The 25,175-nt window shown below is 32.7% G+C and carries 21 protein-coding genes and 2 pseudogenes; 21 read left to right on the forward strand and 2 right to left on the reverse strand.

The features are described 5' to 3' along the window. The first annotated feature begins 49 nt into the window (after positions 1–49). The 14 genes from AC1RP1_RS02140 to pepT all read left to right on the forward strand — a co-directional run bounded on the left by AC1RP1_RS02140 (position 50) and on the right by pepT (position 13,925). Complete coding sequence (locus tag AC1RP1_RS02140) at positions 50–940, forward strand: deoxyribonuclease IV (protein ID WP_409022483.1); 891 nt, start codon at positions 50–52, stop codon at positions 938–940. A gap of 198 nt (positions 941–1,138) precedes the next feature. After that, positions 1,139–1,327: a 30S ribosomal protein S21 gene (gene rpsU, locus AC1RP1_RS02145; RefSeq protein ID WP_057973588.1), complete on the forward strand. Its 189-nt coding sequence runs from the start codon at positions 1,139–1,141 to the stop codon at positions 1,325–1,327. Between the two features lie 17 nt (positions 1,328–1,344). Then, positions 1,345–1,788, forward strand: coding sequence for a GatB/YqeY domain-containing protein (locus tag AC1RP1_RS02150; protein ID WP_409022484.1), 444 nt, complete (start codon positions 1,345–1,347; stop codon positions 1,786–1,788). A gap of 107 nt (positions 1,789–1,895) precedes the next feature. Further along, a complete protein-coding gene (gene ybeY, locus AC1RP1_RS02155) occupies positions 1,896–2,381 on the forward strand; it encodes an rRNA maturation RNase YbeY (RefSeq protein ID WP_409022485.1) in 486 nt (161 codons plus the stop codon). Then, the gene (locus AC1RP1_RS02160) at positions 2,359–2,763 is read left to right on the forward strand and encodes a diacylglycerol kinase family protein (protein ID WP_409022486.1); all 405 of its coding nucleotides are present in this window, start codon (positions 2,359–2,361) and stop codon (positions 2,761–2,763) included. The genes ybeY and AC1RP1_RS02160 overlap by 23 nt, the downstream gene beginning before the upstream one ends. Positions 2,764–2,806: 43 nt before the next feature. Further along, positions 2,807–3,712, forward strand: coding sequence for a GTPase Era (gene era, locus AC1RP1_RS02165; RefSeq protein ID WP_409022487.1), 906 nt, complete (start codon positions 2,807–2,809; stop codon positions 3,710–3,712). 64 nt (positions 3,713–3,776) lie between these two features. Further along, positions 3,777–4,568, forward strand: a complete 792-nt coding sequence (gene recO, locus AC1RP1_RS02170) for a DNA repair protein RecO (RefSeq protein WP_481761411.1) — start codon at positions 3,777–3,779, stop codon at positions 4,566–4,568. 270 nt (positions 4,569–4,838) lie between these two features. Next, entirely contained in the window at positions 4,839–5,756 is a 918-nt protein-coding gene (gene glyQ, locus AC1RP1_RS02175; RefSeq protein ID WP_409022489.1) for a glycine--tRNA ligase subunit alpha, read from the forward strand. A gap of 1 nt (position 5,757) precedes the next feature. Beyond that, entirely contained in the window at positions 5,758–7,833 is a 2,076-nt protein-coding gene (glyS, locus tag AC1RP1_RS02180) for a glycine--tRNA ligase subunit beta (RefSeq protein ID WP_481761358.1), read from the forward strand. 192 nt (positions 7,834–8,025) lie between these two features. Next, positions 8,026–9,876: a DNA primase gene (gene dnaG, locus AC1RP1_RS02185; RefSeq protein WP_481761357.1), complete on the forward strand. Its 1,851-nt coding sequence runs from the start codon at positions 8,026–8,028 to the stop codon at positions 9,874–9,876. A 14-nt stretch (positions 9,877–9,890) separates the two neighbouring features. Continuing rightward, on the forward strand, positions 9,891–11,030 hold the full coding sequence (gene rpoD / locus AC1RP1_RS02190; protein WP_409022492.1) for an RNA polymerase sigma factor RpoD: 1,140 nt from the start codon (positions 9,891–9,893) through the stop codon (positions 11,028–11,030). 97 nt (positions 11,031–11,127) lie between these two features. Further along, positions 11,128–11,823, forward strand: a complete 696-nt coding sequence (locus AC1RP1_RS02195) for a tRNA (adenine(22)-N(1))-methyltransferase (RefSeq protein ID WP_481761356.1) — start codon at positions 11,128–11,130, stop codon at positions 11,821–11,823. Then, entirely contained in the window at positions 11,820–12,617 is a 798-nt protein-coding gene (locus AC1RP1_RS02200) for a Nif3-like dinuclear metal center hexameric protein (RefSeq protein ID WP_481761355.1), read from the forward strand. Before AC1RP1_RS02195 ends, AC1RP1_RS02200 begins: the two co-directional genes overlap by 4 nt. Positions 12,618–12,674: 57 nt before the next feature. Then, positions 12,675–13,925, forward strand: coding sequence for a peptidase T (pepT, locus tag AC1RP1_RS02205; protein WP_481761354.1), 1,251 nt, complete (start codon positions 12,675–12,677; stop codon positions 13,923–13,925). 120 nt (positions 13,926–14,045) lie between these two features. On the opposite strand, the gene AC1RP1_RS02210 is transcribed toward pepT, so the two are convergent. Next, entirely contained in the window at positions 14,046–14,234 is a 189-nt protein-coding gene (locus AC1RP1_RS02210; RefSeq protein WP_409022496.1) for a YjzD family protein, read from the reverse strand. Positions 14,235–14,366: 132 nt separating this feature from the next. On the opposite strand from AC1RP1_RS02210, the gene dnaE reads away from it, so the two are divergent. The 3 genes and pseudogenes from dnaE to pyk all read left to right on the forward strand — a co-directional run. Beyond that, the gene (gene dnaE / locus AC1RP1_RS02215) at positions 14,367–17,687 is read left to right on the forward strand and encodes a DNA polymerase III subunit alpha (protein ID WP_481761353.1); all 3,321 of its coding nucleotides are present in this window, start codon (positions 14,367–14,369) and stop codon (positions 17,685–17,687) included. 111 nt (positions 17,688–17,798) lie between these two features. Beyond that, positions 17,799–18,767 (forward strand): 6-phosphofructokinase, encoded by a 969-nt coding sequence (gene pfkA, locus AC1RP1_RS02220; protein ID WP_481761352.1) that lies wholly within the window; start codon positions 17,799–17,801, stop codon positions 18,765–18,767. A gap of 59 nt (positions 18,768–18,826) precedes the next feature. Continuing rightward, positions 18,827–20,245: pseudogene (gene pyk / locus AC1RP1_RS02225) on the forward strand (pyruvate kinase); the annotation flags it as partial. A 288-nt stretch (positions 20,246–20,533) separates the two neighbouring features. Here pyk and AC1RP1_RS02230 read toward each other — a convergent pair. Continuing rightward, a pseudogene (locus AC1RP1_RS02230) lies at positions 20,534–22,078 on the reverse strand (IS1182 family transposase); the annotation flags it as partial. A 307-nt stretch (positions 22,079–22,385) separates the two neighbouring features. Here AC1RP1_RS02230 and AC1RP1_RS02235 point away from each other — a divergent pair. From AC1RP1_RS02235 to scpB, 4 genes are all read left to right on the forward strand, one after another. Next, positions 22,386–23,300 carry a CvfB family protein gene (locus AC1RP1_RS02235; RefSeq protein WP_481761351.1) on the forward strand — a complete coding sequence of 305 codons (915 nt, stop codon included), beginning with the start codon at positions 22,386–22,388 and terminating at the stop codon, positions 23,298–23,300. Between the two features lie 163 nt (positions 23,301–23,463). Then, complete coding sequence (locus AC1RP1_RS02240; RefSeq protein WP_481761350.1) at positions 23,464–23,832, forward strand: N-acetyltransferase; 369 nt, start codon at positions 23,464–23,466, stop codon at positions 23,830–23,832. Then, a complete protein-coding gene (locus tag AC1RP1_RS02245; RefSeq protein ID WP_481761349.1) occupies positions 23,816–24,568 on the forward strand; it encodes a segregation and condensation protein A in 753 nt (250 codons plus the stop codon). Before AC1RP1_RS02240 ends, AC1RP1_RS02245 begins: the two co-directional genes overlap by 17 nt. 25 nt (positions 24,569–24,593) lie before the next feature. Continuing rightward, the gene (gene scpB, locus AC1RP1_RS02250; protein WP_481761348.1) at positions 24,594–25,175 is read left to right on the forward strand and encodes an SMC-Scp complex subunit ScpB; all 582 of its coding nucleotides are present in this window, start codon (positions 24,594–24,596) and stop codon (positions 25,173–25,175) included.

Consider the following 25,175-nt stretch of genomic DNA (forward strand, 5'->3'; position numbering starts at 1 on the left):
ATCAATGTTATAATACAATCAAGTTAAAATGCGAAAAGGGGTAAGGATAATGTTGATAGGATCACATGTTAGTATGAAGGGAAAAGATATGTTACTTGGTTCCGCCGAAGAGGCTTCGAATAATGGAGCAAGTACATTTATGATTTATACGGGAGCACCTCAAAATACAAGGCGAAAAGATATTTCAGAGATGAATATTCCAAAAGGTAAAGCCTTTATGGTGGAACATGGATTAAGTGATATAGTTGTTCATGCCCCTTATATTATCAATTTAGGAAATACAGTTAAACCAGAGAATTTTACATTTGCAATCAATTTTTTGAAAGCTGAAATAGATAGGGCCGAAGCATTAGGTGCTACTCAAATGACTCTCCATCCTGGTGCTCATGTAGGTGCGGGAGATGAAGCTGCAATTAAACATATCATTGAAGGATTAAACGAAGTTTTGACTTCAGACCAAAAAATTCAAATTGCTATTGAAACAATGGCGGGCAAGGGTACAGAGGTTGGACGAACATTTGAACAGATTGCACAAATGATTGATGGTGTGAAGTTGAATGATAAATTATCTGTTACGTTTGATACATGTCATACTAGTGATGCTGGATATAATATTAAAGATGACTTTGAATCTGTTATAGAAAAGTTTGATGATATTATTGGAATTGATCGATTGAAAGTCTTTCATATTAACGATTCAAAAAATGTTCAAGGAAGTCATAAAGATAGACATGCTAATATTGGCTTTGGTGAAATTGGGTTTGATGCATTAAATAGTATTGTACATGACGAAAGATTTAGTAAGGTACCTAAAATATTAGAAACACCATATGTAGGTGTAGATAAAAAAAATCAACAATCACCATATCAAAAAGAAATTTTGATGTTTAAAGAAAATACCTTTAATCCTAATCTATTAACGGAACTTGGGTTAAATTAAAGCTGTTTATTGATTTAGATCAATTGATTTATGCTTAATTTGTTAAAAAAAAGTATATTTTTTGTATTATCTCAAATATTTTATAAAAGATTTATTGACGGCGATAAAGACTTTAGTTATAATGAACAAGGACAGTTCGACGATGCAACTTAATGCATAAAAAGACGGTTACATTCAAGCTCGGAGGGAGGGATATCTATGTCAAAGACAGTCGTACGTAAAAACGAATCTCTCGATGATGCTCTTCGTCGCTTTAAACGTTCCGTTTCTAAAACAGGTACATTACAAGAATACCGTAAACGCGAATTCTATGAAAAGCCAAGTGTGAAACGTAAGAAGAAATCCGAAGCAGCAAGAAAGCGTAAAACAACTAAGAAACGCTTCTAGTCTAGGGAGGAATCACGTTGAGTCTATTAGAAACACTTAATAACGATTTAAAACAAGCGATGAAAGCAAAAGACAAACAAACTTTAAGTACTGTAAGAATGCTTAAAGCAGCTGTTACAAACGAAGAAATTAAAGCAGGTCATGATTTATCAGTTGATGATGAAACTGTTTTATTGGCTCGCGAGTTAAAACAACGCAAAGAATCTTATGCAGAATTCAAAGATGCCGGTCGAGATGATCTTTTAGAAAATCTTGATATGGAAATAAAAATTGTCGAAAAATATTTACCTGAACAATTATCAGCTGAAGAAGTTACTGATGTCGTGAAAGAAGTTATTTCACAAGTTGGTGCAACATCAAAAGCTGATTTTGGAAAAGTCATGGGTGCGGTTATTCCTAAACTTAAGGGACGCGCTGATGGTAAGGTTATAAGTGAGACAGTTAAATCATTATTAAATTAGCGAAAAAGGAATTACAATTCAACTTGAATTGTAGTTCCTTTTTTTTTATGCTATTATTTGAGTTGAGTAACTTTGGGACATATAAAACGAATTTAAAGAGGGTTATTATGGATTTAGAAATTTTTGACCACACTAAGGCAGAACCAGAAAAAAATATAACATTAATTAAAGAAATTCTTAATTTTGCGGGTAAGAAAATAAAATTACCTGATGAAACAGAAATGTCAGTTACTTTAATGAATAATGAAGAAATTCACAAAATTAATCGTGAATATCGAAATGTAGATAGACCAACTGACGTCATCAGCTTCGCAATCGAAGAAGATGGAGATGATATGCCAATTATTTTTCCTGATGATGAAGGTATGGATATGCCTGAAATTGCTAAAAATATCGGTGATATCATGATTTCAACTGAAAAAGTTGCTGAACAAGCAGTTGATTATGGTCATTCTTATGAACGTGAATTGGGATTTTTGACAGTCCATGGGTTCTTACACCTAAATGGTTACGATCATATGGAACCTGAAGATGAAAAAGAAATGTTTGGATTACAAACAGAGATATTAGATGCTTATGGCCTTAAACGATAAGCGCCAAGTTAAAAAAAATCGAACATTTTTGTTGTCACTAGGACATTCTCTAGATGGCCTTGTTACGGTTTTTAAAGAAGAAAGAAATATGAAAAAACATGTAGCCATGATGATACTAGTATCTATTTGTGCGGCAATTTTTCAAATTTCTGAAACAGAGTGGCTATGGCTAGCTCTTAGCATTAGTATGGTTATTATTAATGAAGTTTGGAACACAGTTATAGAGAATCTGGTTGATCTGACAACTGGTCATAAATATAATGAGATTGCAAAAAAAGTTAAAGATATGTCAGCTGCTGCTGTCTTACTTTCGGCACTATTTGCGATGATTGTTGGATGTCTTATTTTTATCCCACAACTGTTAGAATTAGTTTTTGATTAGTCAATTATAATAAAAGGTACATAAATAAGAGGAGAATTAATTAATGCAAAATAAAAAGTTTCATTCAGGATTTGTGGCAATTTTAGGACGACCAAATGTTGGAAAATCAACATTTTTAAACAATGTTATGGGTCAAAAAATTGCTATTATGAGTGATAAGGCACAAACGACCAGAAATAAAATTCAAGGTATTTATACAACAGATGATGCACAAATTGTCTTTATTGATACACCTGGTGTTCATAAACCAAAGAGTCGTTTAGGTGATTTTATGGTCAAATCAGCACTTTCAACACTTGGTGAAGTTGATGCTATTTTATTTATGGTTAATGCAACAGAAAAACGTGGACCAGGAGATAATTTTATTATTGATCGATTAAAAGATACTAAGAAACCAATTTATTTGGTTATTAATAAAATTGACCAAATTCACCCTGATGAAATATTAGCTATTGTGGAAACGTATCGAGAATCTTTGGACTATAAAGAAGTTTTCCCAATTTCAGCACTTAAAGGAAATAACGTCGATGAGCTTGTTGATTCATTAATTAGTGAATTACCTGAAGGACCCCAGTTTTACCCAGAAGATCAAATTACAGATCATCCAGAACGTTTTGTTATGGGTGAACTAATTCGTGAAAAAGTTTTACAATTAACACGAGAAGAAGTTCCTCACTCAGTTGCCGTTTTGGTTGAAGATATAAAAAAAGAGGACGAAGAAAAATTGCACATTTCTGCAACAATTATCGTTGAACGTCCAACGCAAAAAGGTATTATTATTGGTAAAGGTGGTAAAATGTTAAAAGATATCGGTGTTAAAGCTAGAAAAGATATCGAAACGATGCTTGGTGATCGCGTTTATTTGGAACTTTGGGTTAAAGTTCAAAAAAATTGGCGAGATAAACAGACTGATTTAAAAGCATTTGGTTACCGTGAAGATGACTATTAAGAAGTAACTAATGATCGGAACAAGATAATTTTTGTTCCGATTTTTATTTGCTCATGGAAAGGGGATGCATAGTATCGTTCAGAATAATGCAGATTTTGAAGGGATTTTACTTTATCGTAAAGAATATAAAGAACGTGATCTTTTAGTGAAATTTTTAACCGATCGTTATGGTAAAAAAATGTTTTTTATTAAAGGTGCTAGAAAACGAGGATTCAAATTATCTGCTGCTTTACTACCATTTACAATCGGAACTTACAGTGGGAGTATAAATGACAACGGATTATCATTTATTAATACTGCTAAAGAGTTTGAACAATTTCAAACGATTTCACAGGATATAATCAGTAATGCTTATACCATTTATATTTTTAGTTTAATTGATGCTGCATTCAAAGATAACGAACCCATCTCTGTTTGGTACCGAAAAGTTGTGACAGCAATTCGATTGATTAACGAAGAATTTGATCCAGAAATTATTACAAATATTATTGAAATTCAGCTATTAACAGTTTTTGGTGTACAGCCTCAATTGCAGGTCTGTGCAGTTGGTGGCGAAACGCAGGGAGAATTTGATTATTCAGAATCTTACGGTGGGCTACTGTGTTCTAAACATTGGTATCTTGATAATAATCGACTTCATGCTACTCAAAAAACAATTTTTTATTTGAGACAATTTTCTGTAGTGAATCTTGATAAATTAAATTCAATCAAGGTTGCTGAGAGTACCAAAAAGGAATTACGTCGTATTATTGATGTTATTTATGATAATAGTGTTGGATTAAATTTGAAAAGTAAAAAATTTATCGATGGAATCAGTTCTTGGCCAGTCTCATTAAAGAAAAATACTGAAATATAATTGACAAATACTTATTTCTAAACTATGATTATAGAGAAATAAATAGCGGGATTATGATGAAAAAGGGTAAGAATAGTTATTAAAGCGAACTTAGGATTAGTGCAAGCTAAGTAATTAATTATTTTTATTGGCATTTTCGGAGTCCTTTGTTAATGAAGCTGCTGGTTGAATTGAACCAGAAGTAGGGTGGAACCGCGATATTAAAATCGTCCCTATGTGGTCTATAAGACTGCATAGGTTTTTTTGTGCTTAAAAATAAGGAGGAATACTATGTCAAAAAAGTTAGCTGTTCAAGATATTATTATGACATTACAAAAATTCTGGGCTGATCAGGGTTGTATGTTAATGGAGGCTTATGATACAGAAAAAGGTGCTGGAACTATGAGCCCTTACACATTTTTACGTGCAATTGGACCAGAACCATGGAATGCTGCATACGTTGAACCTTCAAGACGTCCTGCAGATGGTCGTTATGGCGAAAATCCCAATCGTTTGTACCAACATCATCAATTTCAAGTTGTGATGAAACCATCTCCTGCAAATATTCAAGATTTATATTTGGATAGTTTGCGTGCATTAGGTATTGATCCAGCTGAACATGATATTCGATTTGTTGAAGACAACTGGGAAAACCCATCAATGGGTTGTGCTGGTGTTGGCTGGGAAGTTTGGCTTGATGGTATGGAAGTTACACAATTTACTTATTTCCAACAGGTTGGTGGATTAGAGGTACATCCCGTCACTAGTGAAGTTACTTATGGTTTAGAGCGCCTTTCTTCATATATTCAAGATGTTGAGAGTGTTTATGATCTTGAATGGGCTGATGGGGTCATGTACGGCGACATATTTAAAGAACCAGAATATGAAAATTCTAAATATTCATTTGAAGAAAGCAATCAAGAAATGTTATTTAATTTGTTTGATGTATATGAAACAGAAGCCAAAAAACAGATTGCCAATGGGTTAGTTCATCCGGCATACGATTATGTTTTAAAATGTAGTCATACATTTAATTTATTAGATGCTCGAGGAGCCGTTTCTGTTACTGAACGTGCTGGATATTTAGCAAGAATTAGAAATATGGCTAAATCAATTGCTAAAGTTTTCGTACAGGAGCGTAAAAAATTAGGCTACCCATTACTAAAAGATGAAAAACTTCGTAGTAAATTATTAAAGGAGGATAAATAAGATGACACATTCCTTTTTATTAGAAATTGGGTTAGAAGAAATTCCTGCTCATGTTGTTACACCTAGCCAAAATCAATTGGCTAAACGTGTAGGTGACTTTTTAACAGAGCAACGGTTATCATTTGACGAAATAAAGGCATTCTCAACACCCAGACGTTTAGCTGTTGAAGTGACTGGTTTGGCTGATAAACAAGCAGATATTCAAGAAGAAGCTAAAGGACCTGCAAAGAAAATTGCCATGGATGATGAAGGAAATTGGTCTAATGCTGCAAAAGGCTTTGTCCGTGGACAAGGAGTAACAACAGACGATATAACGTTTAAAGAATTAAAAGGCGTTGAGTATGTCTATGTAAATAAATTTATCGCTGGTAAATCTGCCAAAGATATTTTGGTTCAGATTAAAGATGTGATTGAAGCGATGACATTCCCAACAATGATGCACTGGGCAAATTATGACTTTAAATATGTTAGACCAATTCGTTGGATAGTTGCGTTACTTGATAGTGACGTTATTCCATTCAGTATTTTAAATATTAAATCTGGCCGCCAAACGCAAGGCCATCGTTTTTTAGGAGAAGCTGTAGATTTAGCCTCAGTAACAGAGTATGTTAAAAAATTAGAAGAACAATATGTAATCGTTGATTCTAATAGACGAAAAGAAATGATTAGAACACAAATTACTAATCTTGAAAATAATCAAGACTGGCATATTATTCTTGATGAGGATCTTTTGGAAGAAGTTAACAATTTAGTTGAATATCCAACAGTATTTTCTGGTCATTTTGATAAGAAATATTTAGATATTCCTGATGTTGTTCTAATGACTTCAATGAAAGACCATCAAAGATTCTTTTATGTGCGTGGCCAAAACGATGAAATCTTACCAATGTTCGTCTCAGTTCGTAATGGGACAGAAGCTAACATTGCTAACGTCGAAGCAGGCAATGAAAAGGTTCTTACAGCACGATTGGAAGATGCTGCATTTTTCTACCAAGAAGATCAAAAACAAACGATTAATGATTATGTAGAGCGATTAAAAAATGTCACATTCCATGATAAAATTGGATCAATGTCTGAAAAAATGGAACGTGTTCAATTAATGGCACAAATCATTGGTAAACGCCTTGGCTTAAATGACCATGAATTATCTCTTTTACAAAGAACAAGTGAAATTTATAAATTTGATTTGGTAACAGGGATGGTTGGAGAATTTTCTGAACTTCAAGGAATTATGGGTGAGAAATATGCCTTGCTAATGGGCGAAAATCCAACTGTTGCACAAGCAATTTCTGAACACTATATGCCAATTAGTGCTGATGGCGAACTACCTAAATCAAAAATTGGTGCAGTTTTAGCAATTGCTGATAAGTTGGACAGCATGTCAAGTTTCTTCTCAGTTGGATTAATTCCAACTGGATCAAATGATCCCTATGCACTTCGTCGTCAAGCGTTTGGGATAGTTAGAATTGTTGAAGATCGTCAGTGGCATTTTTCACCACTTGAGGTACTGAACGATATTAAGGAATTGGCAACGATACATCCAGATTTATTTACCAAGATGACTGTTGGCGAAAATGATAAAGATATTTTAAGTTTTGTTAATGATCGTATGAAGCAATGGCTTTCAAATAAAAACGTCAGTTATGATGTAATTGAAAGTGTTGTTGAAAGTACAGATGCAGATTTATTAGTTATGTCAGAGGCCGCTGTAACCTTAGAAAATCATAAAAATGATAAGGATTTCAAGGAGACCGTTGAAGCAATCAATCGTGTATTAAAGCTAGCAGATAAAAATGAGGCAACTAATCTAGTTGTTGAACAAGTATTATTAGATAATACTGCTGAAAAAGATTTATTTGAACGAGTTGAAATAATCCAAAGTCAGTTGGCAGATTTAACGTCAGAGAAGTTATATACTACATTAAGCGAGATTCGTCCGCTAATTGAAAATTATTTTGACCAGACAATGGTTATGGTTGATGATACAAAAATTAAAAATAATCGCTTAAATCAATTGAGTTTAATTGCTAAGATGAGTTCAAAATTAGGTAATTTAAGTAAATTAAATATTAAGTAATATAAAAATGAGAATTTATCTGTGAAGATAAATTCCTTTTTTGTTTGGTAATAGAATCAGAATAGTCATATTTGACAAAAGTGTCTATTACTTGAAGCTAATAATTGTATTTATGTCAAATAAATGCTATTATTATGGGTACTCAAAATATAGGTAACTTCGTATCGTTAGTTTTGGAGGTGAGTAGTTGGAATGAGAATACCCGAAAACGTAATTGAACAGGTGCGAACTAGTGTGAATATTACTGATATCATTAGTCAGTATGTCGGATTAAAAAAATCTGGTAGTAATTTTATGGGTTTATGTCCATTTCATGAAGAAAAAACGCCTTCATTTTCTGTAAGCGAAGAGAAACAAATTTTTCACTGTTTTAGCTGTGGAAGAGGTGGGAATGTTTTTAAGTTCTTAATTGAGCTAGAGGGACTTAGCTTTCCAGAATCTGTCAATAAAGTTGCAGAATTTTCAGGAATGGATATCGATAGTAAATATTCTGAATCTCAGTCAGCAAGGACACAAGAATCAACTGAAAATCGTCAGTTAAAGCAAATTCATGATGACGGTGCTAAATTATATCAACACATTTTAATGAATACAGAAATGGGTCAAAAGGCATTAGATTACCTGCATAATCGTGGTATAACGGATGAAATTATCAAAACTTTCCAAATTGGATTTGCGCCTGGGAAATCGGTCTTACAAGATTTTTTTAAGGAAAAGAAAGTAGACTATCAATTATTAAGGCAGTCTGGACTATTTATTGAAAATCAAACAGGTGATTTGCGTGAACGATTTATTGATCGAGTGATGTTTCCGATTAGAAATCAAAATGGTCAAGTTGTTGCCTTTTCAGGTCGTCTGCTTGAAAAAAATAAAGAATTACCTAAATATTTAAACAGTCCTGAAACGCCTATTTTTAATAAAAGAGAGATTCTATTTAATTACGATTTGGCAAAAAAAGAAATTCGGACAGAAGGAAATGTTATTTTGTTCGAAGGATTTATGGATGTTTTAGCAGCATACCGCTCTGGAGTTAAAAATGGTGTCGCCTCTATGGGAACAAGTTTAACAAATGAACAAATTTATTTGTTAGAACGTTCAACATCACAATTAAATATTTGTTATGATGGGGATGAACCCGGGCAAAATGCAACAAATCGTGCTTTGAACCTGCTAGCGAATCAGACAAAAATGAAAGTTGGCGTGCTAGCCATTCCTAACGGTATGGATCCTGATGAGTTTGTTAAAAAAAATGGTAAAGAAGCGTTTCTGGAGTTAGCTCACTCTGCTCGAGAGACGGTTATTTCATTCAAAATGAATTTTTTGAAACGAAATAAAAACTTAAAAAATGAAAGTGAGCAAATTGATTATATTGATCAAGTACTACAAGTTTTAACTACAATTAAAACGCCGTTTGAGCAAGATATTTATATTAATCAGTTGGCAGATGAATTTAAAATTGATAAAGGAATTCTAAGACAACAGTTAATTGATTTAGTTGCCGTTCAACCAAAAGTAGTGCAACAAGTTAATCAAGTTCCAAGGGTTCGAACAGATGAACCACCTGTAGAAAATCGCTCAGAGGTCATGAGCGATGAAAAAATTGATCGTGTTGAAAGAGCTGAAAGATTATTGCTTTATCGTATATTACATGATCATACAGCTTGGCTGAAAATTCGATCAATTGATGATTTTAGTTTTGTTCATGATAGTTATCAGTTAATATATACGTTAGCTGAAGGCTATTTAGAATTACATGAGCAATATGAAATTGCTAGTTTTTTAGATTACTTGCCAGAAGAGTCTTCAAAGAGATTTTTAATGCAAATAGAGCTGATGACAGTTGCAGAAGAGTCTTCAGAGGATGAATTTGATGATTGTGTGTCCGTCATTATGAATGATTCGCCGATGGAACAATCAATTAATCAAGTTCGATCAGATCTTATGGAAGCAAATCGTCTTGGCAATACAGAACTAACCAATGAATTATCAGTTAAGTTAATTGCATTATATCAAAAACAACAAGTACCACGAACATCCATCTAAGGGAGGAATTATTAATGGTAAAAAAAGTAGAAAAAGTTGAAGAATCAGAATTTGACGAAAAAGGCTTTAAAAAAGCACAAACGAAGTTGATCAAGGAATATAAAGTAAAAAAAGAAATTAAGTATGATAATTTAACAGATGAACTAGCAACACCATTCCATTTAGATGCTGATCGTATGGATAAATTACTTCAAAAAGTCGCAGATGCTGGTATTGCTGTTGTTGATGAAGAGGGAAACCCAAGTGAACATAGTTTAAAAGCAGCTGAAAAAGTTACAAAGAAAGCTTTAAAAGACACATCAGCACCAACTGGAATAAAAATTAATGACCCAGTTAGAATGTATTTGAAAGAAATTGGTCGTGTTAACCTTTTAAAAGCTGAAGAAGAAGTTGCTTTAGCATTAAAAATTGAAGAAGGCGACGAAGAAGCAAAACAAAAATTGGCAGAAGCTAATTTACGTTTAGTTGTTTCAATTGCTAAACGTTACGTTGGTCGTGGAATGCAATTTCTTGATTTAATTCAAGAGGGTAACATGGGATTAATGAAGGCTGTTGAGAAATTTGATTATCGTAAAGGATTTAAATTCTCAACATATGCGACATGGTGGATTAGACAAGCAATTACACGTGCTATTGCTGATCAAGCACGTACAATTAGAATTCCAGTTCATATGGTTGAAACAATTAATAAATTAATCAGAATTCAACGCCAATTATTACAAGAACTTGTTCGCGAACCAATTCCTGAAGAAATTGGTGCTGAAATGGATATGCCAGCTATGCCAGCCGAAAAAGTTCGTGAAATTTTAAAAATTGCTCAAGAACCTGTTTCATTAGAGACACCAATTGGTGAAGAAGATGATTCACATTTAGGTGATTTTATTGAAGATCAAGATGCAACTAGTCCAGCTGACCATGCGGCTTATGAACTCTTGAAGGAGCAACTAGAAAATGTTCTTGATACATTAACAGATCGTGAAGAAAATGTTCTGCGTTTAAGATTCGGTCTTGATGATGGTCGCACAAGAACACTTGAAGAAGTTGGTAAAGTGTTTGGAGTGACACGTGAACGTATTCGTCAAATTGAAGCTAAAGCATTACGTAAACTACGCCATCCATCTCGTTCAAAACAATTAAAAGATTTCTTAGAATAAAAAATTTAAGGACCATTATAAAACGAAACCTGTTTTATAATGGTCCTTTTTTAGTTATAATAAGAAAAGATAAGATACGAAAGAAGAGGATCAAGAAATGGATGCACGACATTTATCAGATCGATTAGTTCGAGTTGCAAAATTTGTACCAAAAAATGCACGATTGGCCGATATTGGATCGGATCATGCTTACTTACCTGCGTATTTAGCTATTAATAAAATTATTTCATATGCTGTTGCTGGAGAAGTAGCTAAAGGGCCTTATGAAAATGCCGTAACAGAAATTAATACAGAACGATTAGACCACATGATAATGCCAAGATTAGCTAATGGGTTAAAGGCAATTAAATTAGACGATAATATTGATACTATCACAATTGCCGGAATGGGTGGCCCTTTAATAAAGGATATATTTACTGCCGATTTAGAAAAATTAACGGGTGTCCGTCGTTTAATTATTCAACCTAATGTTGGACAAAAATTAATAAGAGAATGGTTAATGGATCATTCATATCAAATTATTGATGAAGATATTGTCGAAGACGACCATCATGTCTATGAAATTATTGTTGCTGAGAAAGTTAACACTAAAATGAGCTACTCGATATTAGATTTAAAGTATGGACCTAAATTAAGAATTGAGCAAAGCGATGTATTCAAAGCTAAATGGCACAAGCAAATGGAAAAAAAGCGTAAAGTTTTAAAAAATTTTGAGGCAGCAAATAAAGTTCCTATTGATAAAAAAAGGATATTAGAAGTTGATATCAAAGAAATTGAGGAGATGCTGGGATGACAAAAATTATTGATTTAGTCAATCAATTCGAAGTATTTGCTCCAAAAAGTATGGCTGAAATTGGTGATCCAGTAGGCCTACAATTAGGTGATATTAATAATACTGTTACTAAAGTAATGACAACTTTAGATGTTCGTCCAGAAGTTGTCCAAGAAGCAATTAATAAAAATGTAGATTTTATTTTCGCACATCATCCATTAATATTTAGACCGGCAAAAAATTTGGATACTACGAATCCTCAAAATAAAATGTATGCCGATTTATTGAGTCATAATATAACAGTGTATGCAGCTCATACTAATTTAGACAATGTTACAGGTGGGATGAATGATTGGTTAGCGAGTCGTTTAAAATTACAAGAAACAATCCCGTTAGTGCATACAAATAGTTCAGATTATGGAATGGGTCGAATCGGAAATTTAACTAGTCCTATGACTGTTATTGAATTTTCTGAATATTGTAAGAAGCAATTTAACATAAGTGGATTAAGACTGATTTCTAATGATTTGACGCAATCAATTAAGCGTGTTGCAGTTCTAGGTGGTGATGGTGGTAAATTTTATCATGAGGCAATTAAGCAGCAGGCGGATGTTTACGTAACAGGAGATGTCTACTACCACACGGCTCATGACATGTTAGCAGAAGGGTTGTCAGTTATTGATCCGGGCCATCATGTTGAAAGTATCTGTAAAGCACAATTGAAACGGTTATTTGGAGAATGGAATCTAGAAAATAATTGGCAAATTGAGATTATTGAATCAGATATTAATACAGATCCATTTCAGTTTATTTAATTTTAAAATTAGAGTATGATTAGAGATATTAAATAATAGATTAGGAGATACGCTATCATGACAAAATATGAAGAATTAATTCCACGTTTTATTAAGTATGTTAAAGTAGAAACTCGTTCTGATGAAAATTCAGGGGTAACTCCTTCAACGCAAACTCAAGTTGAATTTGCGAAAGAATTAAAGGAAGAACTTTTACAAATTGGATTAAAGGATGCACGTATTTCTAAAAAAAGTGGGTATGTTTTAGCAACATTACCAAGTAATTTAGAAGCTGGTAAAAACGTTAAAGCGGTTGGTTTTATTTCACATATGGATACAGCTGCATTTACAGCAGAGGGTGTTAACCCCCAATTCGTTGAAAATTATGATGGCGAATCTGATATTAATCTTGACGATGATGGTAAATTTAAACTAACTATTAAAGAATTTCCAAATTTAAAAAATTATAAAGGCAATACATTAATTACAACAGATGGTTCAACACTATTAGGATCAGATGATAAATCGGGAGTAGCTGAAATTATTACTGCTGTAGCTTATTTAGTTGCACATCCTGAAATTAAGCATGGTGACATTAAAGTTGGTATTGGACCTGATGAGGAAATTGGGGTAGGTGCTGATAAATTTGACGTAGCCGATTTTGGAGCTGATTTAGCTTACACTGTTGATGGTGGACCATTAGGTGAATTAGAATATGAAACATTTAATGCTGCTCAAGCAGTCGTTTCAATTCAAGGTAAGGAAGTTCATCCTGCAACTGCTAAAGGTGTTTTAATTAATGCAAGTAAGTTAGCAAATCAATTTGACTCATTATTACCACAAGATGAAGTACCTGAAAAAACTGAAGGCCGCGAAGGTTTTTACCATTTAATTTCAGTAGAAGGTACAGTTGATGAAGCAAAAATGGTATATATTATTCGTGATCATGATCGCCAAAAATTCGAAGATCGCAAAAAGTATATGATGGGTATTGCTGATAAAATGAATGCTGATTTTGATTCTGAACGTGTGACAATTGATATGGTAGATCAATATTACAATATGCGTGAAGTAATCGAGAAGGATATGACTGTTGTGACTGTTGCTAAAGAAGCTATGGAAAATTTAGCAATTAAACCGGATATCTATCCAGTACGTGGTGGGACAGATGGTTCAAAAATCTCATTCATGGGATTACCAACACCAAATATATTTGCTGGAGCAGAAAATATGCATGCGCGATTTGAATTTGTTTCAGTTGAAACAATGGAAAAAGCAACGGATGTTGTTCTAGAAATTATAAAATTAGTATCTGAAGAAACAAAATAGGTATTATTAAATAGTGTGGATGAGTTAAACTAGAGGACATATTGAGACCTTTCTTTCTCAAATTTTTCCTTATAGTCTTATAAAGCCAAAAAAAAGATAAACTAATTAGTTTATCTTTTTTTATTTATCTGATTTAGGATCTTTGAGAATGGCGTAGAGGCAATTTACGACAATTAAGCCGGTAACTGCAAAAATAATACCGATTAACAAAACTGGTGCAAACAATGTACCAGTTAGTGAGCTTACGATATAACCAATTACTTCACCAAAAATGAAGCCCCAAAAGAGAATTGTTAATTGTTTCATCATAGAACAGCACCTCACATTCAAAGCTAATTTTAGCACAAATAATTATTTTTGCAAAAGCTTTTTAGTGTCTATTGGGTATTGTTAAAAAGTTTTGTATAATAACATTAATAGATACGTGAAAAGGGGGATAAAATGTTTGTTCCGTTAAAAGTTAAAAGTTCATTCAGCTTATTACAAAGCACCACTAAAATTAATGATCTTGTTCAAAGTGCTAAAAGTAAAGGCTATAAAGCAATTGCCTTAACAGATAATAATACATTGTATGGTGCAATTGATTTTTATAATGCCTGTCAAAAAGCTGAAATTAAGCCAATTATCGGACTAACGTTAGATATCTCCGGTTTAATCGAAACAAACCATGAATATGAATTGACCTTTATTGCAAAAGATAAACAAGGTTATCAAAATTTAATGCAATTATCGACCTTAAAAATGACCTTAAATGATGATAAGTTAAACTTTAGTAGTTTAACTAACTATTTAGACGGTTTATTTATATTATCACCTAGTGAAAAAAGTGAATTTAGTTATTTAATTGAACAAAGTCAAATATCCGATGCAAAAGAATTATTAGCCAAATATCAAAGCTTAATAGGTTCAGAAAATATTCGAGTTGGCCTATCTCACTTAATGGATAAAATTACGGCACAATCAATTAAATCTTTAGCTCAAAATTTTGATATTCGTGTAATTGCGCTAGATGAAGTAGCTTATTTGGATGCTGAAAATCAGTTTGATATTGATGTGTTAAAGGCAATTAGTACTGGTGAAACGATTTTAATTAATAAAGTTGATGAACAAATTCAGGGAGAATATGCATTAAGAAATCCAAAAGAGATAACGGAGCAATATCAAGAATTGCTAATGGCAGATGCAATTCAAGAAACCCAAAATTTAGCAGATGAAACGTCTCTGGAATTAACATTCTCACAACCCAAACTACCTGAGTATCCATTACCTAATAATGAAACAGCACATAGTTATTTGAGAAGTATGTGTAATACTGGATTAAATGAGCGGTTTCCAAATGGTGTACCTAAGGAATATAAACAAAGATTAGAACTTGAGTTAAACGTTATTCAACAAATGGGATTTGAAGATTACTTTTTAATCGTTTGGGATATTATGAACTATGCTCATTCGCAAAATATTATAACTGGCCCAGGACGAGGGTCATCTGCTGGATCGATCACAGCCTACGTTTTAACGATTACGGATGTTGATCCAATTAAATATAATTTATTGTTTGAACGTTTTTTGAATTCAAAACGTGTTCAGATGCCGGATATTGATTTAGATATTCCAGATGATAAACGTGGACTAATCCTTAATTATTTACATCAAAAATATGGACATTATCACATGGCTCAAATTATTACATTTGGCACAATGGCAGCAAAACAGGCTTTGAGGGATGTTGGTCGAGTATTTGGTGTATCACCTTTTGAAATGAAAGGGTGGAGTGATTCAATTCCAAATGTTTTGAAAATTACGTTGACAGAGGCGCTAGCACAATCACAAAAATTACGTAATTTAGTTAATGATAGTTCCAAAAATAAAAATATTTTTACAATTGCGCAGCATATCGAAGGGATTCCAAGACACTACTCTACGCATGCAGCAGGGGTCGTATTGAGCCAAATTGATTTACGAGAAGTGGTTCCGTTACAAAATGGAAGTGAGGATATTCTTTTAACGCAGTATTCTAAAGATATAGTTGAAAATGTTGGTTTATTAAAAATCGATATTTTAGGTCTACGTAATTTAAATATTTTAGATCAAGCTGTAACACAGGTTAAAAAGAATTATCAAGCAGACTTCAATCCAGCATTCATTAATTTAGAAGATGAAAAAACATTAGCTCTTTTTAGATTAGGTGATACATCCGGTGTTTTCCAATTTGAATCTAATGGTATCAAAAATGTTTTAAAAAAATTACAACCAACATCTTTTGAAGATATCGCAGCTGTAAATGCGTTATATCGGCCGGGTCCGATGGAAAATATAGATACATTTATTGCACGAAAACATCATCTTGAAAAAATAACATTTCCGGACAATAGTTTAAAACAAATTCTTGAGTCAACCTATGGTGTATTAGTTTATCAGGAGCAGGTTATGCAGGTCGCATCAAAGATGGGTAATTTTACACTTGGTGAAGCTGATTTACTACGCCGAGCAATGAGTAAAAAGAAAAAAAAGACTATTGATGAAATGCGTACTCAGTTTATCAATGGGGCATATGATAATGGAATTCAAGAAGATGTAGCTAAAACAGTTTATAGTTATATTGAGCAGTTTGCTAATTATGGATTTAATCGTTCACATGCCGTTGCCTATAGTAAAATTGCTTTTCAATTAGCCTATATTAAAGCTAATTTTCCAGCTGCATTTTTTGAAGCTATTTTAAATTCCGTTGGTAATAATCCGCAAAAAATAAAAGAATACTTAGTGGAAGCAAAGCAATATCATGTAATAATTAAATTACCTGATATTAATATGAGCGAGGTAGGTTTTAGTTTAAGACAAAATATTGTTTTATTTGGATTAAATAGTATTAAAGGACTTAGAAAAGACTTTATTGAACATATCATTACATTACGGAAAAAAGAATTGTTCACAGATTTCCAATCCTTCCTGCATCGGATAGATAAAAAATATTTAAATGAGGAAAATATTTCAGCTTTAATATATTCTGGGTGTTTTGATCAATTTGAATATAATCGTGCTGAGTTGATTAGTGCTCTACCAGAATTAATTAGTAGTATTGATTTAAGTGGAAATAATACTAATTTATTTGAATTATTAACACCTAAGATAGCAAGACAATCAAACTTTCCATTAATGGTTCGATTAGAAAAAGAATCACAATATTTAGGTGCGTATCTTTCGGGACATCCGGTTGAGAAGTATCGGAAACAGCTAAATCAAAGCGATTTTAAAAAAATATCGGAAATATCTGATAAGACACATGTAACCATTTTAGTTAATCTTACGAGAGTAAAAGTTATTCGAACAAAGAAGGGTCAACAAATGGCCTTTGTAAATGGTTCGGATGAAACAAGTGAGATTGATTTGACAATATTTCCTGATTTATTTCGACAGAAAGAATCTTTACTTGAAAAAAATAAGGTCGTTGTCGTTTCGGGGGATGTTGAAACAAATAGAGGATTACAAATTATTGTTAAAAAAATAGAATTAGCAGATGATTATTTTAAACGAATAACTCAAAAAAAATGGTTTTTGAAGATTACTAAAGAAACAACAAATGAAAAAATAGAAAAATTAATGCAAACCATGAAAATAAGGTTAGGTCAAACACCGGTTATTTTGTACTATGAAAAAGACAATCGTAAAATTAGTTTAGATAGAACTTATTGGTTAAGGAACGACAAAGAAACACATACAGCGCTTACAAAAATATTAGGTTCTGAAAATGTCGTCATTAAGTAATTTATTCTTGAAAATACTGAAAATATTTTCACATTTAACAAGACAACTTTTCTGAAAAGTGTTAATATAGTGAGTGAAATATGTACTTAAATTACTTATTGAGGTGAAGAAATGAAACGCATTGGTATTTTAACAAGTGGTGGAGATGCGCCAGGTATGAACGCTTCAGTTCGTGCTGTTGCACGTCGTGTAATTGGTGAAGGATTAGAAGCATACGGTATTAATTATGGTTTTGCTGGTTTAGTTGCTGGCGATATTCATAAAATTGAATATGCTGACGTTGATGATGTTATTCAACGCGGTGGAACAATGTTATATTCAGCCCGTTATCCTGAATTTGCAACTGCTGAAGGACAATTAAAAGGTATCGAACAACTTAAAAAGTTCGGTATCGATGCTTTAGTTGTTATCGGTGGGGATGGTTCATACCATGGTGCTTTAGCACTCACAAAACGTGGATTTAACGCTGTTGGTATTCCAGGAACAATCGATAATGATATTCCTGATACAGATTTCACAGTTGGATTTGATACAGCTGTTAACACAGCTCTTGATGCAATTGATCGTATTCGCGATACTGCTCGTTCACATCAACGTACGTTTATCGTTGAAGTAATGGGTAGAAATGCTGGAGATATTGCTTTATGGTCCGGTATTGCTGGTGGTGCTGATGTTATTGTTATTCCTGAAAAAGGATATAACATGCAAGAAATTGCAGACAAGCTCAACAGTAACCGTGAACATGGTAAAGATTCAGGAATTATCGTATTAGCTGAAGGTGTTATGGGAGCTAGTGAATTTGCTGCTGAATTAGACACATATGGTAATTTTGAAACACGTGTGACTATTTTAGGCCATACACAACGTGGTGGCGTACCAACTGCCAAAGATCGTGTCTTAGCAAGTCGTTTTGGTGATTATGCTGTTCAACTTCTTATGGAAGGTAAAGGCGGATTAGCAATTGGTATTAAAGACAACAAATTAGTTGCTGAAGATATTGTTGCAACGCTTGAAGAACATAAACATCATACAGATTTGAGTCTTTTAGACTTAAATACACGACTTTCAACACCAAAATAATATAATACTGTTATTGTTATTTATAAATAATAAGTAAACTAAGAGGAGATCATAATCTAATGAAAAAAACTAAAATCGTAAGTACACTTGGTCCAGCCAGTTCAGATCTTGATACAATTGTTAAATTAATCGAAGCCGGTGCTAATGTTTTCCGTTTCAACTTTTCTCATGGTGACCATGAAGAACATTTAGGTCGTATGACATTAGTTCATGAAGCAGAAAAAATTACTGGTAAAATGGTTGGTATCATGCTTGATACTAAAGGTGCAGAAATCCGTACTACTGTTCAAAAAGAAGGTAAAATCAACTTTGAAATTAATGATATTGTTCGTATTTCAATGGATGATTCACTTGAAGGAACAAAAGAAAAGATTGCTGTTACTTACCCAGGTTTAATTGAAGATGTTCATGTTGGAGGCCACGTATTGTTTGATGATGGTCTTATCGATATGAGAATTGATGAAATTGATACAGCTGCTAACGAATTAGTAACAACTGTTATGAATTCTGGTCGTTTAGGTTCACGTAAAGGTGTTAACGCTCCTGGTGTATCAATTAACTTACCTGGTATTACTGAAAAAGATTCAGACGATATTCGTTTTGGTTTAGATCAAAACATTGATTTCATTGCTGCAAGTTTTGTACGTAAACCAGCTGATGTTTTAGATATCCGCGCTTTACTTGAAGAAAAAGGAATGGAACATGTTCAAATCTTCCCTAAGATTGAATCACAAGAAGGTATCGATAATATTGATGCTATTATGGAAGTTTCTGAAGGATTAATGATTGCCCGTGGCGATATGGGTGTTGAAATTCCTGCTGAAAATGTTCCTTTAGTTCAAAAAGACTTAATCAAAAAATGTAACGCTTTGGGCAAACCAGTTATTACTGCTACTCAAATGCTTGATTCAATGCAAGAAAACCCACGTCCTACACGTGCTGAAGCATCTGATGTTGCTAATGCCGTATTTGATGGAACAGATGCAACAATGCTTTCAGGTGAAAGTGCTAATGGTGACTACCCTGTAGAATCAGTTGCAACAATGGCTCGTATTGATGAAAAATCTGAAAATGCATTGCGTGCACATAGCTCATTTGCATTAAATGAATTTGACAAAAATGATGTTACTGAAACTATTGGTCGTGCTGTTGCTGAAACAGCTGATAGCTTAGGTATTAAAACTATCATCGCTGCTACAAAATCTGGTCAAACAGCACGTATGATTTCTAAATACCGTCCTGACTCAGATATTTTAGCTATTACTTTTGACGAACAAACTCGTCATGGTTTATCAGTTAACTGGGGTGTTCACCCAATCATTGCTGAAAAACCAGCATCAACAGATGCATTGTTTAGTTTAGCAACTGAAAAAGCTAAAGAATTAGGTTTCGCTAAAAAAGGTGACCTTATCTTAATCACTGCTGGTCTTCCAGTTGGTGAAAAAGGAACAACAAACAGTTTGAAAGTTCAATTAGTAGACTAATTATATTAAGGTTCAAGTACATGATGAACCTAAGTTAGTATATCGGTAAGACATTGGTGACGAAAAATGTTATTGGGTTAATCATGAATATAATTGACTAATTAAGATAATATTGATCAGGTTGTATCAATCCTTACTTGAATATTTTAAAATTGGAAAAGGGGCTGTGACATAAGTCCCTTCAATAAAGTTCAAAATAAGGCTCCGGAAATCATTTTTTGATTTCTGGAGCCTTATTTCTTTTTATTTAAAAAAATATAGAAAACAGAAGTATTATTTACCTCCTAAACTGGCTAATTTTTGGATATTTAATGCCATTACTATCAAACCTGCTTCCTTTTTAACCTTCTCAATCCCTCGCAATAGAAATTGATTGAACGGCAAAGAGGCCTTCATTCGACCAAAAACGGATTCTACATCAATTTTACGGTGCGCGTAAATTTGACCCGTTTCTGGTTCAGAAAGTCGTTCACATTGTTGTGCCTTAAAATATTCCCAAGATCCGTTAACTTGAATCTTACGACGTGCACCTCTAAGTGTTTTAGCCGCAGGAATAATTATCTGATTCTCATCTAGTAACTCTGCTTGATATTCTTTAAATTCACGAACTATTCCATATTTATCGGTTCTTTTCCGATACGCTTTAAAGTTAAATCGCACGCCGTGCGGATCAATATAGTAATCATTATTTTCATGATAATCCCAGTTCATAACTTTTCTATCATCAGTTCGCCATTTTTTGCTTTGTTCTCTAATCATGGTACCGTAAGGAATTATAGCAGTTTGATTTGGTAATTCATCTTCAATGAAACGATAGTTTGATTCTGATCCATATCCGGCATCGGCAACAATGTATTTATCTAATTTATTATGAGTACTTAACGTTTTAAGAAACGGTTGAAGTGTTCTAGTATCTGTTGGATTTTGAAATAATTGGTAGCCCAAAATAAATTGGTTACTGGTCGCAATTTGTAAGTTATAAGCTGGCTTAAGTTGACCATTTAACATTGGATCTTCTTTAATACGCATAAAAGTTGCATCATGATCAGTTTTAGAATAGCTATTTCGAGTACCGTATATTTTCATTTGTGCTTCATGTTCACTTAATTTATGTTGGCGTTTAGTTAATTGATTCTTCTTAGATTTTAGGGTTCTTCGAATTCTTTTAGCTGGATTGGGACTTATCTTCTTAGTTCTTGAAACTTCCTGGTCTAATGCTACTAATTTCTGATCAAGTCGATCGATAACTTCTTCAATCATTTCTAGTGTTAGATTGGAGCCTTCTGGGACTTTACAAGCAGCATGCGCTGTTTTTAATTCAACTAGTAGCTCTAAAATCGCTTCGCGATTCATTTGATCAAAACGTATTGTATTCTTTTTCCAAATAAAACTATATTTATTAGCATTAGCCAAAACCTTAGTACCATCAATAAAGATGGCATCACTAATCATATTTTGTTGTCGTAAATATTCGACTAAGGTATCTAAACTGCGATCAATTAAATCAGTTAATTCATTCGACGTTCTAAATCGGACAATAGTTCGGTAAGATGGCATTTGCTCTTGTGTTAACCAACGTGCCGATAAATTTTCTTGTGCTAGTAAGGCGACCCGACGACTACTAAAAACACCTCGAGTTATAGCAAAAAGATATAACTTCAATAAAGCTGAAAGATTATATTCACGGGGGCGACCAAAAAGATAAGGTTCTTTTATTTCTAATTTTTCGATTAGCGTATTGATATAACACGCAGTGTTATTCTTTTCTGGTATATAGTCAGTTGAGATGGCTAAACAAGTCTGATTTATGTTATAATAATTTTGCATTTTTAAGTCCTTTCGAGGATTAAATTAAGGAGCATTGGGGGTCGAAGGCCAGTGTTCCTTTTTATTTTTCTAATTAGATAATATATTAAAAAGTAGTAAAAAGAAACAAGTCTCCCGAAATCAAAAAAGATTTCGGGAGACTTGTTTAATATCATATTGAAGAGACTTATGTCACAGCCCCTTTTTTATTACACAATATTTCTATTCAATTGGCTATTAAGCCTAATATCAGGTAAAATGTGAGTATGTAATTTTAAAATATGAATAAAGAAATATAAAATAATATTTTTTTGAATGGGAGAAATAAATGAGTTCAATAATGGGACAAGTTGTTACCGCAATGGTAACTGATGAGAATGATACAGAATTTTTAGTACAAAAAGATAGTATAACAATGCATTTATTGAAAGATGAAAAAAACAGTCAATTAGCGAACGGTTCGATGGTTACAGGCTTTGTGTATGAGAACGAAGATCATGATTTGAGTTTATCAACAATAATTCCTAGAGCTGGCATTGATCAATATGCATTCGGAGACGTTGTAAAAGTTAGAAGAGATTTAGGTGTCTTCGTTGACATTGGTTTACCAGACAAAGATGTAGCAGTTTCACTAGATGATTTACCAGAAATGAAATCACTTTGGCCAAAAGCTGGTGATCGATTAATGGTTGGACTTAAAATTGATGCCAAAGATCGTATTTGGGGTGATGTTGCGGACGAAGAAATGTTTCGATCAATTGCTAAGAAACCTGATGACTCATTAAAAAATAAAAATATGAAATTTACAGTTATTCGCTTAAAAATGATTGGAACTTTTGTAATTACTGATGATGATTATCTTGGATTTATCCATCCATCTGAAAGATTTAATGAACCTAGATTAGGTCAAGTATTAGAAGGACGTGTAATTGGAATTAGAACTGACGGTACAATTAATCTATCTATCAAACCACGTGCCTATGAAGCAATTAGTGATGATGCAGCAATGTTGATTGCTGCATTAAGTCATAATGATGAAAAAACATTACCTTTTACTGATAAAAGTAATCCAGAAGACATTAAAGAATATTTTGGTATCAGCAAAGGTCAATTTAAGAGAGCTGTTGGACATCTGCTAAAAGAGCGTTATGTTAAACAAGAAGATGGTAATCTTATTTTAATAAAAATGCCTGAGGAATTTGAAACTAATAATGATGAATTAATTAACGAAACAGATGATTAATAGAAAACTATTTTAGTAGGTAAGAGATAATAAATAAAATTATTTGAAAATATAATTTATTAGTTCAACGTTAAATTAATATATCGGTAACAAACAAGTATATTAGTTATTTTTAAATATATGAATTGTCTCATGAATGCCGTGCGTGTAGAGGAGAACAATAATGCTTATTAAGTATAAGAATGATTATGAAAAAATTGCGATGGGCTTGTTGTCATTTATACCTGACTTGAAGGATGTTACTAGAATTAATTTAGCAATTAAAGGTTATCAAGATACAGAAAATCGAGATTTGTATCTTTGGAAAAATGAGGCAGGTAATTTTACTGGTATAGTTGGTATTGAAAATGATGGCAACGTTGTCGTAGTTCGGGCAATATCATTGAGTCCAGATGAAAGACATAAAAAAGTTAGTTTTTTGATTCTGAACGCTGTATTATCGCTATATCCTGATAAAAAAATCATGGGTACAATTGATACTACAAAATTAATTGAAAAATGGGAAATGCAAAAAAATGAGTCAAAAATTTAAATCTATTAGTCAGGTAACATTAAAATTAACCTCTTTTGAAGGACCACTTGATTTGTTACTGCATTTAATCAAAGATTCTGAGATGGATATTTATGATATTCAAATTTCAGAAATAACAGAGCAATATTTAACTATTATTAAAGATACTACGAATATGTCATTAGATGTGATTGGTCAATATTTAGTGATGGCTTCAACGTTGATGAAAATTAAGAGTCAAATGTTATTACCGGCAGAATTTTCCAATGTAGAGGAAACTCAAACTGATCCAAGGGCAAGTCTAGTCGAACAATTAATTGAATATCAAATTTTTAAAGAGGCGGCTGGAGAGTTGAGCGTCAGGGAAAATAAACGTGCGAATTATTTTTCTAAGGAACAAAGTAGTATTCCTAAAAATAGATTTGATAAACCTCAACTTGATATACCTGGCCTGGATTTAGAAACACTTGAGAATGCTTTTAAAAGAGTTTTAATAAAGCAAATAAATCATCAACCAATTGAGAAAAAAATTAATGTGCAACTAGCATCACTCTCTGATAAAATATCAGAAATAAAAAAAATCATTCTAAATTCAAATAAGAGTTTAATATTTAGTGATTTTTTTGAAATAACAACAACGGTTGATGAAATTGTTGTTACTTTTCTGGCAATATTAGAACTTTCAAAATTAAACCAAATTAAATTGAAACAAGCAAATAGCCATGAAATGATTCAGATTTTAAAAATTGAACCATAGATTATTGTATTAAGGAGGTACGAAGGTGAGTCATTTAGCAAATATTGAAGGACTTTTATTTGTGAGTGGGGATCAAGGAATATCTCTAGCAGAATTATCTAGATTAACTGGATTATTGAAATCAGCAGTTAAAGAACAACTTGAAAAATTATCATTAAAGTATAAAAATGATATAAATTCTAGCTTGGAGCTAATTCAATATAATGATTGTTATCAATTAGTAACAAAAGAGAAATTAGCAGATTTAATTAAAGATTATTTTGAAAATCCTAATTCAAGAAGACTTTCTAATGCAGCACTGGAAACGCTAGCTATCATTGCTTATAAACAACCAGTGACACGACTTGTAATTGATGATATCCGAGGAGTTCAAAGTTCAGGATCACTGCAAAAATTGATTGCTTTAGATCTAATTCGTGAAAATGGACGTCTTGATGTACCAGGAAGACCTATTATATATGTAACAACGACGCAATTTTTAAATTATTTTGGATTAACTGAACTAAAAGAACTTCCAGTGATTAGTGAAAATCAAGATTTTGATGGAGAAATAGGTAAACTTTTTTTAAATAATTTTAACGAAAAATTACAAGAAAATGAGGAATAA

The sequence above is a fragment of the Dellaglioa sp. CoH-56-MRSF-13 genome, from assembly GCF_056782095.1.

Excerpts from the sequence above, each read along its gene's own strand:
- glyQ (WP_409022489.1), top strand. The coding sequence starts at position 4,839 with ATGTCAAAAAAGTTAGCTGTTCAAGATATTATTATGACATTACAAAAA.
- AC1RP1_RS02245 (WP_481761349.1), top strand. The coding sequence starts at position 23,816 with ATGAGTCAAAAATTTAAATCTATTAGTCAGGTAACATTAAAATTAACC.
- AC1RP1_RS02240 (WP_481761350.1), top strand. The coding sequence starts at position 23,464 with ATGCTTATTAAGTATAAGAATGATTATGAAAAAATTGCGATGGGCTTG.
- AC1RP1_RS02210 (WP_409022496.1), bottom strand. The coding sequence starts at position 14,234 with ATGATGAAACAATTAACAATTCTCTTTTGGGGCTTCATTTTTGGTGAA.
- era (WP_409022487.1), top strand. The coding sequence starts at position 2,807 with ATGCAAAATAAAAAGTTTCATTCAGGATTTGTGGCAATTTTAGGACGA.
- rpsU (WP_057973588.1), top strand. The coding sequence starts at position 1,139 with ATGTCAAAGACAGTCGTACGTAAAAACGAATCTCTCGATGATGCTCTT.
- AC1RP1_RS02160 (WP_409022486.1), top strand. The coding sequence starts at position 2,359 with ATGCTTATGGCCTTAAACGATAAGCGCCAAGTTAAAAAAAATCGAACA.
- pepT (WP_481761354.1), top strand. The coding sequence starts at position 12,675 with ATGACAAAATATGAAGAATTAATTCCACGTTTTATTAAGTATGTTAAA.
- recO (WP_481761411.1), top strand. The coding sequence starts at position 3,777 with ATGCATAGTATCGTTCAGAATAATGCAGATTTTGAAGGGATTTTACTT.
- AC1RP1_RS02235 (WP_481761351.1), top strand. The coding sequence starts at position 22,386 with ATGAGTTCAATAATGGGACAAGTTGTTACCGCAATGGTAACTGATGAG.
- AC1RP1_RS02200 (WP_481761355.1), top strand. The coding sequence starts at position 11,820 with ATGACAAAAATTATTGATTTAGTCAATCAATTCGAAGTATTTGCTCCA.
- AC1RP1_RS02195 (WP_481761356.1), top strand. The coding sequence starts at position 11,128 with ATGGATGCACGACATTTATCAGATCGATTAGTTCGAGTTGCAAAATTT.
- AC1RP1_RS02140 (WP_409022483.1), top strand. The coding sequence starts at position 50 with ATGTTGATAGGATCACATGTTAGTATGAAGGGAAAAGATATGTTACTT.
- pfkA (WP_481761352.1), top strand. The coding sequence starts at position 17,799 with ATGAAACGCATTGGTATTTTAACAAGTGGTGGAGATGCGCCAGGTATG.
- ybeY (WP_409022485.1), top strand. The coding sequence starts at position 1,896 with ATGGATTTAGAAATTTTTGACCACACTAAGGCAGAACCAGAAAAAAAT.
- rpoD (WP_409022492.1), top strand. The coding sequence starts at position 9,891 with ATGGTAAAAAAAGTAGAAAAAGTTGAAGAATCAGAATTTGACGAAAAA.
- dnaE (WP_481761353.1), top strand. The coding sequence starts at position 14,367 with ATGTTTGTTCCGTTAAAAGTTAAAAGTTCATTCAGCTTATTACAAAGC.
- dnaG (WP_481761357.1), top strand. The coding sequence starts at position 8,026 with ATGAGAATACCCGAAAACGTAATTGAACAGGTGCGAACTAGTGTGAAT.
- glyS (WP_481761358.1), top strand. The coding sequence starts at position 5,758 with ATGACACATTCCTTTTTATTAGAAATTGGGTTAGAAGAAATTCCTGCT.